This is a genomic window from Sulfurivermis sp., from assembly GCF_059410345.1.
Genome location: NZ_JBLJDO010000010.1, coordinates 15,779 through 29,548, shown reverse-complemented (window position 1 = coordinate 29,548; position 13,770 = coordinate 15,779). Strand labels below are relative to the sequence as shown.

Genomic DNA, 13,770 nt, shown 5'->3' with positions numbered 1-13,770 from the left:
ACCTCACAGATCGTGTCCCGCGTAGGAGCCGTTCACCGACTTATTGCACACCGGGAAGTCGGGCACGATGTTGCCGTGGATCAGCAGTTCCAGCGCAGGCCAGTTGAACCAGCTCGGGTCGCGCGGGAAGTAGCGGGTGATGCGGCCGTCCGCGCCGAAACTCACGTAGCTGATGATCTCGCCGCGCCAGCCTTCCACCAGACCGATACCTTCGCTGCCGGTGGCGGGAGTTTGCCACGGCACGTTCACCTCGCCGTCGGGCAGGGTATCGAGCAGCACAACCAATAGGTCCAGTGCATCCAGTATCTCCTGCATGCGCACCTGCATGCGCGCCTCCACATCACCGGTGGTGAATACCGGCGACTGTACATGGAGGCGATGGTAGGGCGCATAGGGATGATCGCGGCGCAGGTCGGCATCCTGGCCGCTGGCCTTGCCGACATACCCCAGGCAACCGAGGCGTTGCGCCTGTTCCGTGCTCAGTACGCCGGTGGTGGCGAGGCGGTCTTCCAGCGAGGGATGGTCGTCGAGGATCGGATACAGCGTGGCCAGTTCGCGGCGCAGCGGGTCGATGGCGGCACGCAGGCGACTGAGTCGTTCTGCATTCGGGTTGTGTGCCACGCCGCCGGGCACGATACAGTCCATCAGTAGGCGGTGGCCGCAGCAGGCGGCGTTGTCGCGCAGCCACAGTTCGCGCAGGCGGGCAAACTGCTGCCAGGCAAAGGTGAAGGCGACGTCGTTGCAGATGGCGCCGATGTCGCCCAGGTGATTGTGTATGCGCTCCCGTTCGGCCAGCACGGCGCGCAGGGCCTGCGCCCGCGGCGGTACCTCGATACGGGCGGCGCGCTCCATCGCCATGCAGGCGGCCCAGGCGTGGTGCACCGTGCTGTCGCCGGAGACACGACCGGCGAGGCGCGCCAGGCCCTGCGCATCGCGCCCCTCGGCGATCTTCTCGATGCCCTTGTGCACATAGCCCAGGCGCTGTTCCAGATTGAGCACCGTCTCGCCCACCGCCTGAAAGCGGAAGTGCCCCGGCTCGATGATGCCGGCATGCACCGGACCCACCGGAATTTCATAGGCGCCGGCGCCCTGGGTTTGAACGAACGGATAATCCTGTTCCGGCGCCGCAGGCAGCGGCGTACTGTCGGCGGCGAAGTCCTTGCGCAAGGGGTATTGGTCCGGTGCCCAGCGGTTGTGGCGGCTCCAGCGCCGCGCATCCGGATGGTCGCTGAACACCATGCCGTACATGTCCTGCACGTGGCGCTCCAGGCGCGCCGCGCCGGGGAAGTAGGGCGTATGCGAGGGCAGCAGCGGCGCACTGACGGGAAGCCGTGTGCGCAACAGCAGGTGATCGCCTGCGCGCGCCAGCGCGGCGGAGATGATGAACTCTTCATCGCGCTGTTCTGCCCACACCCCGGCCCAGCGGCAGCCGAAGTTGGCCGCCACCTGCGCGGCACGGCCCCAGTCCTCCGCGTCGATCTCCAGCAGGTGCGCCGGCGCCAGCTGCACGGCCGAGCCATGGCGCACCAGGATGTGTTCATCCTGGTAGCGGGCGAGGAGTTCGGACAGCCAGTCGAAGTGGCTCATAACACCCCCTTGCCGGCAATGAGCTGCGTCGCCTGATCGAACCACTGCGCCAGCACGGCGGGGATGGCGAGGCCGAACCACAGCGCCAGCAGCAGGTGCAGGTAGACCGGCAGCATGTTGGCCTTCACGGGTGCCTGACCCTCCGGCTGGTGGCCGTAGACCATGGGATGGATGTTGCGGAACAGGCCGGCGAAGGCGATGGCCAGACCCGACAGCAAGGCGACGGTGAGCCAGGGCCAGCTTTGCATGGTGGCGATGAGCAACAGGAATTCGCTCACGAACAGGCCGAAGGGCGGGAAGCCGGCAATGGCGGCAGTGCCGAGCAGCAGGCCCCAGCCTACGGTCGGCTGGGTACGGATCAGACCGCGGATCTTGTCGATGGCCTGGGTGCCGGCAATGTGAGTGGCGTGTCCGACGGTGACGAAGATCGCCGACTTGATGAGCGAGTGCAGCGTCATGTGCAGCAGGGCGGCGAAGGTGGCGAGCGGGCCGCCGAGGCCGAAGGCGAAGGTCATCAGCCCCATGTGCTCGATGGAGGAGTAGCTGAACATGCGTTTGATGTCGCGCTGGCGGTGCAGGAACAGACCGGCCACCAGGAAGGAAAGCAGGCCGAAGGCCATCATCAGATAACCGGCCAGTTGTGGCTGCGGCACGTTGGGTGCCGCCTGCAAGGCGCCATCGACCAGCATCTTGGTGCGCACCACCGCATACAGCGCGACGTTGAGCAGCAGGCCGGACAGCACCGCCGACATGGGCGTCGGGCCTTCCGAGTGCGCGTCGGGCAGCCAGTTGTGCAGCGGCACCAGGCCGACCTTGGTGCCGTAGCCCACCAGCAGGAACACGAAGGCGATGCTCATCACCGTGGGATCGAGCTGGCCGGCGATGCCGTGCAGCGTGGTCCACAGCAGGCCGTCTTCCGCCGAGGGCAGCACCGAGGCGGCGGCGAAGTACAGCAGCACGGTGCCGAACAGCGCCTGGGCGATGCCGACGCCGCAGAGGATGAAATATTTCCACGCCGCCTCCACCGATTCCGGCGTGCGGTACAGCGATACCAGCAGCACCGTGGCCAGTGTCGCGCCTTCCAGCGCCACCCACAGGATGCCCAGGTTGTTGGTGGACAGGGCCAGCAGCATGGTGAACAGAAAGCCCTGGTACATGGCGTGATACAGGCGCATGCGCCGGCTGTTGACGCGGCCCTGCGCCAGTTCGTGATCCATGTAGGGGCGCGAGAAGATCGCGGTGGTGGTGGCGACGAAGGCGGTGAGCACCAGCAGGTAGACGTTGAAGGCATCGACGTAGAAGAACTTGCCGGGCGAAAGCAGCGGGCCGTTATCGAACACCTCCAGTGCCAGCACGACGGAGGCGGCAGTGGTGGCGGCGGCAAAGGCCACGTTGACCCAGCCGGCGATGCGACAGCGCGGCACCACGGCCATCAGTGCGGTGCCGAGCAGGGGGATGAGCAGGGTGGCGAACAGGGCGTTCATTCGCGCTCGTCCTGTGTGTCTTCCAGCTCGGCCGATTCCGCCAGGCGGCTGAGGCGGTCCACGTCCAGCGAGTCGATGCTCTGGCGGATCTGGAAGAAGAACACGCCGAAGATCACCGTCGCCACCAGCAGGTCGAAGGCGACGCCCAGCTCCACCACCATGGGCATGCCGTGGGTGGACACCACCGCGGCGAAGAACAGCCCGTTCTCGATGGACATGAATCCCACCACCTGGGTGATGGCCTGACGCCGCGTCACCATCATCAGCATGCCGAGCAGCACCACCGCCATGCTGATGGCGATGGTGTTGCGCGTGGCCAGTGTCGACAGCTTCTCCACCGGCAGGGCGACGTAATAGCTGAAGGCCACCAGTGCGGCGGCGGCGAGCAGTACCAGCGCCGGATTCACCACCGTCTCCACCTCGCGGGTGATCTGCAGCTTTACCACGATGCGGTGCAGCACCCAGGGGATCAGCACGGCCTTGAGGGCGAGAGTGATCAGCGCCGACAGATACAGATGATGCTGGCCGGCGACCAGCGCCACCAGGGCGGTGGCGGCGGCCACCAGTGCACCCTGCCAGGCGAAGGCGTGGATGCAGGCGATGATGCGCGTCTGCGCCAGCAGGGAGAAGGAGGTAAACAGTACCAGCGCGGCAAGGATCACCACGCCCTGTTCCTGCAGGGTGAACTGGGCGAAGTTCATGCGCCCACCTCCAGGATCACATGACTCAGCATGCCGAGCAGGGCAAACAGGAAGGCGAGGTTGAGATAGCCCGGTACGCGGAACAGGCGCATCTTGGCCAATGCTGTCTCCGCTACCGCCAGCACCACGCACAGCAGCATCAGCTTGCCGGCGATGGCGGCGAGGCCGAACAGCAGCGCGGTCGGCGTGCTCTCGGCGGCGATGCCCCAGGGGAAGAAGATGTTGGCGATGAGCACGCCGTAGATCATCAGCTTCAGTTGCGCTGCCCATTCCATCAGCGCCAGATGACGGCCGCTGTATTCGAGGATCATCGCCTCGTGCACCATGGTCAGTTCCAGGTGGGTGGTGGGATTGTCCACCGGGATGCGGCCGGTCTCGGCCACCGCCACCAGCAGCAGGGCGAGCAGGGCGAACATGAACGACGGCCGCAGCACCAGGCCCTGCGCCAGCAGGAAGTCGATGGCGTGGGAGATGTTGCTGCTCTGCGCCGTCATGGTGAGGGTGAAGATGGCCATCAGCATGGCCGGCTCGGCCAGTGAGGCGATGGTCATCTCGCGTGACGAACCCATGCCGCCGAAGGCGGTACCCACATCCATGCCGGCGAGGGCGAGGAAGAAACGCGCCAGGGCGAGAAAGCCCACCAGCACGATCACATCGGCGATGGCCGCCGTGGGCAGGTGCACGGCGAGCAGCGGGATCACCGCGGCGGTGACCACGGTGGCGGAGAACACCACATAGGGCGCGGCGCGGAACAGCGGCGAGGCGGTGTCGGCGACGATCACTTCCTTGCGGAACAGCTTGCTCAAGTCGCGGTAGGGCTGCGTCAGCGCCGGCGCGCGCCGGTTCTGCAGGCGCGCCTTGAGCAGGCGCAGCCAGCCCACCAGCAGCGGCGCCGCAGTGACGAACAGCGCCGTCTGCAACAGCGCCAGCAGCCAGCCTTGCAGGGTCAGGTAATCAGCCATAGCAGGAACAGCAGCGTGAAGAAGGAATAGGACAGATAGGTGCGGATGTTGCCGCTTTGCAGCAAGGTCAGGCGCCGCGCCGCCCGCAACACCCAGCGGCCGATGGGCTCGTAGAGCAGGCCCCAGCTGCGATCGCTTACCAGCAACTGATGACGCAGGCCGGTGAGTTGGCCGCTCTTGTCGTCGCTGAGGCGTTCCACCTTTTCATCCAGTTGCCACACCGGCTGGAAGATGCGCCGCACCGGCTGGGCGAAGGCGGTGGCGGTGTATTGCATGCGCGGACTCAACGGGCCGAAGCCGCAATCCCACGGCTGGATGCGACGCAGGGGCTGCTCCTTGCGACCATGCAGCAGCAGATAGAACAGCCCCCAGGCGAGTCCCAGGCCGAGCAGGACCAGTGGCGCGCTGTAACTGGCGACGGCGGGCGACACCGGCGTCAGCCACAACCAGCCTTCCCCGGTGATGCCCGGTTCGGGCAGGCCGCCGAGGGCCTGTGGAATGGCGCCCATCACGTCGATGGCCAGCGCGGGCAGCACGCCGAGCAGCAGGCACAGTGCGGCGAGCAGACCCTGCGCGGCACGCATGCCGAAGGAGGGCAGATGGGCCTGGCGCGCGTGGCGCGTGCGCGGCTGGCCGAGGAAGGCGACGCCGTACAGGCGCACGAACAGCATGGCGCCGAGGGCGGCGGTGAGGGCCAGCATGGCGGCGGTGACCGGGATGACGATGCGCAGCACGCCGCTTTCCAGCACCACGCCCTGCAAGGCGGTCTGCAGGGTGAGCCATTCGGAGGCAAAGCCGTTGAACGGCGGCAGCGAGGCGATGCTGAGGCAGCCGATGAGGAAGAAGGTGCCGGTGTAGGGCAGCCGCTTCAGCAGGCCGCCCATGTGTTCCAGGCTGTGCTGGTGGGTCTGCTGGATCACCGCGCCGGCGCCGAGGAACAGCAGGCTCTTGAACACGGCGTGGTTGAGGGCGTGGTACAGCGCGGCGATGAGGCCGAGGCTGCCGAGCAGCGGCTGGCCGCTGGCGAGGAAGATGATGGCCAGCCCCAGGGCCATGAAGATCACGCCGACGTTCTCGATGGACGAGTAGGCCAGCAGGCGTTTGATGTCGGTCTGCTGCATGGCGTAGAGCACGCCGAGCAGGGCGGAGACGCTGCCCACCAGCAGCACGATCACGCCCCAGTCCACCTGCAGCGTACCGAGAAGATCGAAGGTGACGCGCACGAAGCCGTAGATGGCCACCTTGAGCATCACGCCGGACATCAAGGCCGAGATGTGCGACGGCGCCACCGGATGGGCCTCGGGCAGCCAGGCGTGCAGCGGCACCAGACCGGCCTTCATGCCGAAGCCGAAGAAGGCGAGGGCAAAGGCCACCCCAGCCCACAGTGCTGGCAGATCCGCCGCGCGCATCAGTGCGAAGGTGAAGCCGCCGCCGAAGGCGGCCAGCACGCCGTAGCCGAGCAGGATGGCAAGGCCGCCCATATGCGCCATCAGCAGATAGAGGAAGGCGGCGCGGCGGTTGGGGGCGTGTTCGTGCTGGAAGGCCACCAGGAAGTAGCTGGACAGTGACATCAGTTCCCACGCCACCATGAACATGAAGGCGTCATCGGCGATCACCACCATTTGCATGCCGGCCACGAACAGTCCGGTGAAGACGCCCAGGGCGGACAGCGAATGGCGGCCATGCAGGAATTCGCGGGTGTAACCGGGGCCGAACACGGCGACCGCAAACACCACCACGCCGATGAGCAGCAGGATGAAGCCGGACAGGGCATCGAGCCGCACTGACCAGGCCAGCCAGGGCAGGCCGAGGGGGAGTTGTGCCGCCGCCGCCTCACCGGTGAGCGCCAGCAGGCCGCCGGCCGCGGCGGCCAGGCCGGAGAGGCCGAGCAGGGGGAAACAGAGCCATTTGAGCAGGAAGCGGTAGCGGCTGGCGCCCAGCCCAAGCAGCCCAGACAACAGGGCCAGCACGACTGCGTATGCGATCAGCTGTAGTGCCACGTCTGCCTATGCCCCCCTCACGGACCACGACGACATGAAAAATACATGAAGCGCGATTATAAGCTTTCTATTGTTGTTTAAGGCGGCGTGATAAGTAATTTTTTGTAGAGACTGATTCGGCCCCGATCCCGCTCTACGACAGAAAGCCCTTGATATTAAAAGTAAAATAACCGTGCTTGTGTAGGGGTAAAAATCAGATTTTTCCTACATACACGCCTTACGCCGCTTGCTAACTTGATCCCGCACTTAACCGATGGGGCTGACATCATGGAAGGACACATCATGGACTGTACCTCCTGCGTGGTACCCAGCTATGGCGAGGGTGATGCCACGGAGCGTTTCTGCACCAAGTGCCGCCACCACCTGCTGCAAAAGAGCTATTGCGTGGCCCTGCGCGAGGCCGATGCCTCGCTGATGCCGTTCATCGCGCTGGACGACGCCGTGCAGGCCACGGAGTATGCCGGTCGCCTGGGGCGCCAGGGTATTTCCCACGTCATCCTGAGCTGGAACCCCGAGCACCAGAATTTCTCCCTCTACTGAGTTTCCTTCGGCCGCTGCGTTCGCAAGCAGCGGCTTCTGTCCGTTCAGTCCAACGCCGGGCCTAGCGTAAACTCCACGCTGCTGAAACCGTGATCCTCCAGCGTTGCGGCGATTTCCTCCCAGCGCCAGTCCTTCAGCTCCTCCTGTGCCTCCGCAATCAGCGCCGTCACGCGGCGCACGGCGTCGCGCTCGCTGTAATCGTCGGGAATGCGGATCAGCCGGATGTGTTCGAAATCACGCGCGGGCAACAGCATCAATCGGTCCGGCATGTCATGGCCTCCTATGGAGTGGATAATGTGCAAGAGTGGCGTGCAAACTGCAATTGCCGCTACACCGATGGCCCAGTATAGATGCCCTATGCGGGCGGAACGGTGCATTCCGGTTAAGGAAGCTCTGAATAAGTTCAGAGCTTCCGCGGCACAGGGATGTGCCGCCATTTTCCGACGACGATAAGTCGTTGGAAAATGAAGCGAATCGAAAATCGCATTTTCGATTCGCGTGGGCTGAGAAGTCCAGGATGGACTTATTCAGACCTTCCTTATATTTCAGAACGGAGGTCTGTCGTGCTGGTTCTGGTCGAGTTGATCGTTTTGGCCGTGGTGGTCGCGGTGGTGGTGTGGGCGATCCGGCCGCCGCGGCGGTAAAGACGCGAGCGCACGCGCTCCCATGCCTGGTCCGGCCTGCGGCCTTCACGTTCTCCGGTGTTCGACCCAGCGCCGCACCAGCCACTTCTCCAGTTCCACCAGCGGGAACACGGTGGCGGCGATGAGGACGATTTGCAGCCAGATATCCGCACTCAGCGGCACCGTGTGGAACAGCTGCTGCATGGGGGGGGCGTAGGTGAACAGCATTTGTAGCCCCAGTACCAGGGCCACGGCCATCAGCACGTAACGGTTGCCCAACAGGGCGTCGCGGCTCAGGGACGGTTCGAGGATGTAGCGGCTGCTGAAGATGTAGAACACCTCGAACATCACCAAGGTGTTGACGGCGATGGTGCGCGCCTCATCCAATGGTGTACCGGCGGCGCGATGCCAGAGGAACAGGCCGAAGGTGCCGGCCACCAGGATGGCGGAGACGAACAGGATGCGCCAGGCCAGGAAACGGCTGAGCAGCGGCTCGGCCGCCTGACGCGGCGGGCGGCGCATGACGTTGGGCTCCGGCGGCTCGAAGGCCAGGGCCAGGGCGAGGGTGACGGCAGTGACCATGTTGACCCACAGGATCTGTAGCGGCGAGATGGGCAGGCTGCGGCCGAGCAGGATGGCGGCGACGATGGTGAAGGCCTGGCCGCCGTTGGTGGGCAGGATGAACATGATCGACTTGCGGATGTTGTCGTAGACGGTGCGCCCTTCCTCCACGGCGTGGGCGATGGAGGCGAAGTTGTCGTCGGTGAGCACCATCTCTGCGGCCTCCTTGGCCGCCTCGGTGCCGGTGATGCCCATGGCCACGCCCACATCGGCACGCTTGAGTGCCGGGGCATCGTTCACGCCGTCGCCGGTCATGGCGATGATCTTGCCTTCGGCCTGCAAGGCCTCCACCAGGCGCAGCTTGTGTTCGGGGCTGGCGCGGGCGAACACGTCGGTGTCGAGCACGGCCTGACGCAGGGCCGCGTCATCCATCTGCTCGATTTCCTTGCCGGTGAGGGCGTGGACGCCGTCGCCGATGCCCATCTGGCCGCCGATGGCGCGGGCGGTGACGGCATGGTCGCCGGTGATCATCTTGACGCGGATCCCCGCCTCGCGGCACTGCGCCACGGCGCGGATCGCCTCGTCACGGGGCGGGTCGATGAGGCCGACCAGACCGAGCAGGGTCAGGCCGCCTTCCACGTCGTCGAAGGTCAATTCGCGGCGCCCGTCATTGCCGGTCGGCTTGGTGGCGATGGCGAGGATGCGCTGGCCGCGTGCCGCCAGTTCGTCGATGCGCTCATGCCAGTAGGCGACATCGAGGGGATGGTCATCGCCGTCGAGCCGCTGGCTGTTGCAGGCGGTCAACACCCGCTCCGGTGCGCCCTTGAGCAGGATGAAGCCGTTACCGGCATGGTCGTGGTGTAGCGTGGCCATGAAGCGATGTTCCGACTCGAAGGGGATGGCGTCGGTACGGGGAAACTCCTTCTGTAGCGTGGCCGGATCCAGGCAGGCCTTGAGGCCCAGAGTGATCAGGGCGCCCTCGGTGGGGTCGCCCTGCAGGCGGTAATGGCCGTTTTCCTCGCTGATGGTGGCATCGTTGCAGAGCACTGCGGCGCGGCAGATCTCGTACAGGGAGGGGCGCTGTTCCGGTGTTACCTCTTCGTCGCCGCGGGAGAAGCTGCCGTGGGGGTCATAGCCCACGCCGCTGACGTCATAGCGGCGGTGCTGGGTGACCACCGAGCGCACGGTCATTTCATTGCGGGTGAGGGTGCCGGTCTTATCGGTGCATATGACCGAGACCGAACCCAGGGTTTCCACCGCTGGCAGGCGACGGATGATGGCATTGCGCCCGGCCATGCGCTGCACGCCGATGGCCAGGGTGATGGTGATGATGGCGGGCAGTCCTTCGGGGATGGCGGCCACCGCCAGGCCCACCGCCGCCATGAAGACCTGTTCGGCGCCCTGGCTGTAGACCACCACGCCGACGGCAAAGGTGGCGGCGGCGATGGCGGCGATCCAGAAGCTGAGCAGGCGGCCGAAACGGTCCACCTGGCGCAGCAGCGGCGTGGTCAGCGTCTCCACCTCGGTGAGCAGGGCGCTGATGCGGCCAATCTCGGTATACCCACCGGTGGCCACTACCACGCCGCTGCCTTGGCCGTAGGTGACCAGGGTGCTGGAATAGGCCATGGAGCTGCGGTCACCCAACTCGGCATCCTGTGCCACCGGCGCACTGTCCTTTTCCACCGGCACCGATTCGCCGGTCAGAGCAGCCTCTTCGATCTGCAGATTGCGCACCTTGAGCAGGCGCAGGTCCGCCGGCACCTTGTCGCCCGATTGCAGCAGCACCACGTCACCCGGCACCAGTTCCTCGGCAGCTATTTCCGCACGGTGGCCGTCACGCAGCACCACCGCCTTTTGCGACAGCATGGAACGGATGGCGTCCAGCGCCTTTTCCGCCTTGCCTTCCTGAATGAAACCGATGAGGGCGTTGATCACCACCACGCCGATGATGACCGCCGTATCCACCCAGTGGCCGAGCAGGGCGGTGACCACCGCCGCCAGCAGCAGGACATATATCAGGATGTTGTGGAATTGCAGCAGCAGGCGCATGAAGGGGCTGCGCCGGCGCGGCTGCGGCAGGTGGTTGCGGCCATATTTCTCCAGCCGACGCTGCACCTCTGCGGCGCTGAGCCCCTCGGTATGGCTGTCCAACGCACTCAGCGCCTGTTCGGCGGCGATGGCATGCCAGGCAGTCGGCGGGGTATTGGGGGTGGACATGGCGGAGCTCCCTGCGGATTGTTCTTGGTCAGTAACAGTATGATGCCCATATGGCAGGGGAGTTTCATCCACCTGATTTTTGTGGTTCAACTCGCTACACTGTGCGCCTTTCTGTAGGAACGGCTCCGCCGCGATAAGGCGGGGTCGGATTCGGCGTTGTATCGCGCCGAAGGCACTCCTGCATCGTTGGACCCTCATTGTGGAGAATTTCGTGTCGGTAATCACCCAGCGTCTGCGCGAGTACGTGCGCCTCACCCGCCTGGATCGCCCCATCGGCATCTATCTGGTGCTGTGGCCGACGCTGTGGGCGCTGTGGGTGGCCGGTGAAGGCAAGCCGGACCTGCGGGTGTTCGTGGTGTTCATGCTGGGTACGGTGCTGATGCGCTCCGCCGGCTGTGCCATCAATGACTACGCCGATCGGCATATCGACCTGCACGTCTCTCGCACCAAACAGCGCCCGCTGGCCGCTGGCACCATCCAGCCGCGCGAGGCGGTGTGGGTGTTTGCCGTGCTGTCGCTGCTGGCCTTCGCGCTGGTGCTGCTGATGAACCCGCTCACCATCCAGCTCTCCATCATCGGCGTGCTGCTCGCCGCCAGTTATCCCTTCACCAAGCGCTACACCTATCTGCCGCAGGCCTATTTGGGCGTCGCCTTCGGCTGGGCGGTGCCGATGGCCTTTGCCGCGCAACTGGGTGAGGTGCCGCTCGCCGCCTGGCTGTTCTTCATCGCCAACGTATTCTGGTCGCTGATCTACGACACCATGTACGCCATGGCCGATCGGGAAGACGATCTCAAGATCGGCGTCAAGTCATCCGCTATCCTGTTCGGCCGGCACGATCGCCTGATTATCGGCCTGATGCAGGCGGTGATGTTCGGCCTGTTCGTGCTGGCCGGACTCAGCTTCGACCTGAGTGTCTGGTACTACCTCGGCCTGCTGGTGGCCGCCGGCTTTGCCGGGTACGAGCAGTACCTGATTCGCGGCCGCGAGGCGCAGCAGTGCTTTCGTGCCTTCCTCAATAATCACTACCTCGGCGCGTCGATCTTCATCGGCATCGCGTTGCATTATCTGCTGACATGAACAACCACGACTGGGCCAGGCGCGATCTGTCGGTGGTGTGGCATCCCTGCACCCAGATGAAGGATCACGAGCAACTGCCGTTGATCCCCATCCGTCGCGGTGAGGGCGTGTGGCTGGAGGATTTCGAGGGCAAACGCTATCTCGATGCCATCAGCTCCTGGTGGGTGAATCTGTTCGGTCACGCCAATCCGCGCATCAACAACGCAGTCAAGGCGCAGCTCGACGAACTGGAGCATGTGATCCTCGCCGGCTTCACCCACGAGCCGGTCGTGCGCCTGTCGGAACGGCTGATCGAACTGACGCCGCCGGGGCTCAATCACTGCTTCTATGCCGACAACGGCTCGGCCGCCATCGAAGTGGCGCTCAAGATGAGCTTCCATTACTGGCAGAACGTGGGACAGAAGAACAAGACACGCTTCATCAATCTGGCCGGCAGCTACCACGGCGAAACCCTCGGTGCGCTGGCGGTGGGCGATGTGGCGTTGTTCAAGGAAACCTACCACCCGCTGTTGCTCACACCTATCACCGTGCCGTCGCCGGACTGCTATCAGCGCGAGGCTGGGGAGAGTTGTGCCGACTATTCGGCGCGCGCCTTCGCCCACATGGAAGAAACATTGGCGCGCCACGCCCACGAGGTGTGCGCGGTGATTGTCGAACCGTTGGTGCAGTGCGCCGGCGGCATGCGCATGTACGATTCCGTTTATCTCAGGCTGCTGCGCGAGGCCTGCGATCGCCACGGCGTACACCTCATCGCCGATGAGATCGCCGTCGGCTTCGGCCGCACCGGCACCCTGTTCGCCTGCGAGCAGGCCGGCATCACGCCGGACTTCATGTGCCTGTCCAAGGGCCTCACCGGCGGTTATCTGCCGATGTCGGTGGTGCTGACTCATGACACGGTATATCAGGCGTTTTACGACGATTACGCCCGTCTCTCTGCCTTCCTGCATTCCCATTCCTACACCGGCAACCCGCTGGCCTGCAGCGCGGCCCTGGCTACGCTGGATATCTTCGCCGCTGACAACATCATCGAGCGCAACAGGGCACTGGCAGCGGAGATGGGGCGCGCCACGGCGCACCTGCGCGACCATCCCCATGTGGCCGAGGTGCGCCAGATGGGCATGATCCTGGCGGTGGAAATGGTGAAGGATAAGGCCAGTCGCACACCCTATCCGTGGCAGGAGCGGCGCGGCGTGCGCCTGTATCAGCACGCCCTGTCGCGCGGCGCCCTGTTGCGGCCGCTCGGCAATGTCAGCTATCTGATGCCGCCCTATGTGATTACGCCGGAGCAGATTCAGTTCTTGGCGCAGGTGATGACGGAGAGCATCGATGTCGCCGTGAGCGATCGGTCGGATGCCTCCAGTGCCACGGCAACCCTGTTGTTCTGAAGCTGGTGGTAGGTTGGGCTGAGGAACGGAGCCCAACATTTTTCTTTGCCGATTTGTTGGGCGTTCTGCCGTCAGCCCAACCTACGGTAAAAGGGGGGGAGCCGGCGGCTCCCCCTCGTTGAGACTGGTCAGGAGACCAGCGGGAACAGATGCGGTTCGAGCTGGCCGAGCAGCTCACGTTCGTTGACCTTGGTGTAGTCCTTGTCGATCTGCTGGGTGATCAGTTTCTTCACCTGATCGTTCATGTGCTTGTTGAGCATGCCGCGGAAGGCGGGTGGGGCGACGACGGCCAGTTTGCTGTAGCTGTTGGCGGTGCGCCCGCTGTTGAGGATGCCGGCCAGCTCATGGGCAAAACGATCAATCTCGTAATCCTTGGGCGACACGGCCTCTTCATAGGCGCTGCCGCTGCTCATGCTGTTGCTGTCGTCTTTGTAGGTGCCGGGCCGATCCGAGGCCAGTTTTTCGCCTTTCATCCGGCTGGCGGGATGGAGATGTTCGCTGACCAGTTTCAGACCGTCGCTGCGCTTGGCCAAGTTGAAAACGCGAGCCTCGCTGCCGTTGGCGACCAAAACCCAGGTGTTTTCCATACGACTCTCCTTTCTCTGTGCGTTTTGCGTCATCGGGGGAATGCC

At 64.7% G+C, this 13,770-nt stretch carries 11 protein-coding genes; 3 read left to right on the top strand and 8 right to left on the bottom strand.

Going from position 1 to position 13,770, the window contains the following annotated elements; translation table 11 throughout:
- Window positions 1-3: 3 nt before the first annotated feature.
- Genes ACMV8A_RS09385 through hyfB form a run of 5 tightly spaced genes read right to left on the bottom strand, consistent with a single transcriptional unit; the run spans window position 4 to window position 6,734 of the window.
- Window positions 4-1,587 carry a hydrogenase large subunit gene (locus ACMV8A_RS09385; RefSeq protein ID WP_495325515.1) on the bottom strand — a complete coding sequence of 528 codons (1,584 nt, stop codon included), beginning with the start codon at window positions 1,585-1,587 and terminating at the stop codon, window positions 4-6.
- Window positions 1,584-3,071 carry a hydrogenase 4 subunit F gene (locus ACMV8A_RS09380; protein WP_495325514.1) on the bottom strand — a complete coding sequence of 496 codons (1,488 nt, stop codon included), beginning with the start codon at window positions 3,069-3,071 and terminating at the stop codon, window positions 1,584-1,586. The genes ACMV8A_RS09385 and ACMV8A_RS09380 overlap by 4 nt, the downstream gene beginning before the upstream one ends.
- Window positions 3,068-3,772: a formate hydrogenlyase gene (locus tag ACMV8A_RS09375; protein WP_495325513.1), complete on the bottom strand. Its 705-nt coding sequence runs from the start codon at window positions 3,770-3,772 to the stop codon at window positions 3,068-3,070. Before ACMV8A_RS09375 ends, ACMV8A_RS09380 begins: the two co-directional genes overlap by 4 nt.
- The gene (locus ACMV8A_RS09370; RefSeq protein WP_495325512.1) at window positions 3,769-4,734 is read right to left on the bottom strand and encodes a respiratory chain complex I subunit 1 family protein; all 966 of its coding nucleotides are present in this window, start codon (window positions 4,732-4,734) and stop codon (window positions 3,769-3,771) included. Before ACMV8A_RS09370 ends, ACMV8A_RS09375 begins: the two co-directional genes overlap by 4 nt.
- Window positions 4,719-6,734, bottom strand: coding sequence for a hydrogenase 4 subunit B (gene hyfB / locus ACMV8A_RS09365; RefSeq protein ID WP_495325511.1), 2,016 nt, complete (start codon window positions 6,732-6,734; stop codon window positions 4,719-4,721). Before hyfB ends, ACMV8A_RS09370 begins: the two co-directional genes overlap by 16 nt.
- 267 nt (window positions 6,735-7,001) lie before the next feature.
- Here hyfB and ACMV8A_RS09360 point away from each other — a divergent pair, with 267 nt between their 5' ends.
- Window positions 7,002-7,274: a hypothetical protein gene (locus ACMV8A_RS09360; RefSeq protein WP_495325510.1), complete on the top strand. Its 273-nt coding sequence runs from the start codon at window positions 7,002-7,004 to the stop codon at window positions 7,272-7,274.
- Window positions 7,275-7,318: 44 nt separating this feature from the next.
- Here ACMV8A_RS09360 and ACMV8A_RS09355 read toward each other — a convergent pair whose 3' ends face one another.
- Together ACMV8A_RS09355 and ACMV8A_RS09350 are read right to left on the bottom strand one after the other, a co-directional pair.
- Window positions 7,319-7,543: a hypothetical protein gene (locus tag ACMV8A_RS09355; RefSeq protein ID WP_495325509.1), complete on the bottom strand. Its 225-nt coding sequence runs from the start codon at window positions 7,541-7,543 to the stop codon at window positions 7,319-7,321.
- Between the two features lie 420 nt (window positions 7,544-7,963).
- Window positions 7,964-10,675 (bottom strand): cation-transporting P-type ATPase, encoded by a 2,712-nt coding sequence (locus ACMV8A_RS09350; RefSeq protein WP_495325508.1) that lies wholly within the window; start codon window positions 10,673-10,675, stop codon window positions 7,964-7,966.
- Window positions 10,676-10,895: 220 nt separating this feature from the next.
- On the opposite strand from ACMV8A_RS09350, the gene ubiA reads away from it, so the two are divergent.
- Both ubiA and ACMV8A_RS09340 read left to right on the top strand, forming a co-directional pair.
- Window positions 10,896-11,753, top strand: a complete 858-nt coding sequence (ubiA, locus tag ACMV8A_RS09345) for a 4-hydroxybenzoate octaprenyltransferase (RefSeq protein WP_495325595.1) — start codon at window positions 10,896-10,898, stop codon at window positions 11,751-11,753.
- The gene (locus ACMV8A_RS09340) at window positions 11,750-13,138 is read left to right on the top strand and encodes an adenosylmethionine--8-amino-7-oxononanoate transaminase (protein WP_495325507.1); all 1,389 of its coding nucleotides are present in this window, start codon (window positions 11,750-11,752) and stop codon (window positions 13,136-13,138) included. Before ubiA ends, ACMV8A_RS09340 begins: the two co-directional genes overlap by 4 nt.
- A gap of 128 nt (window positions 13,139-13,266) precedes the next feature.
- Here ACMV8A_RS09340 and ACMV8A_RS09335 read toward each other — a convergent pair whose 3' ends face one another.
- A complete protein-coding gene (locus tag ACMV8A_RS09335) occupies window positions 13,267-13,725 on the bottom strand; it encodes a host attachment protein (protein ID WP_495325506.1) in 459 nt (152 codons plus the stop codon).
- Window positions 13,726-13,770: the final 45 nt, after the last annotated feature.

What these genes read in the sequence shown, in the direction of transcription:
- ACMV8A_RS09385 (WP_495325515.1), bottom strand. Translation starts at nt 1,587, where the DNA reads ATGAGCCACTTCGACTGGCTGTCCGAACTCCTCGCCCGCTACCAGGAT.
- ACMV8A_RS09380 (WP_495325514.1), bottom strand. Translation starts at nt 3,071, where the DNA reads ATGAACGCCCTGTTCGCCACCCTGCTCATCCCCCTGCTCGGCACCGCA.
- ACMV8A_RS09375 (WP_495325513.1), bottom strand. Translation starts at nt 3,772, where the DNA reads ATGAACTTCGCCCAGTTCACCCTGCAGGAACAGGGCGTGGTGATCCTT.
- ACMV8A_RS09370 (WP_495325512.1), bottom strand. Translation starts at nt 4,734, where the DNA reads ATGGCTGATTACCTGACCCTGCAAGGCTGGCTGCTGGCGCTGTTGCAG.
- ACMV8A_RS09360 (WP_495325510.1), top strand. Translation starts at nt 7,002, where the DNA reads ATGGAAGGACACATCATGGACTGTACCTCCTGCGTGGTACCCAGCTAT.
- ACMV8A_RS09355 (WP_495325509.1), bottom strand. Translation starts at nt 7,543, where the DNA reads ATGCCGGACCGATTGATGCTGTTGCCCGCGCGTGATTTCGAACACATC.
- ACMV8A_RS09350 (WP_495325508.1), bottom strand. Translation starts at nt 10,675, where the DNA reads ATGTCCACCCCCAATACCCCGCCGACTGCCTGGCATGCCATCGCCGCC.
- ACMV8A_RS09340 (WP_495325507.1), top strand. Translation starts at nt 11,750, where the DNA reads ATGAACAACCACGACTGGGCCAGGCGCGATCTGTCGGTGGTGTGGCAT.
- ACMV8A_RS09335 (WP_495325506.1), bottom strand. Translation starts at nt 13,725, where the DNA reads ATGGAAAACACCTGGGTTTTGGTCGCCAACGGCAGCGAGGCTCGCGTT.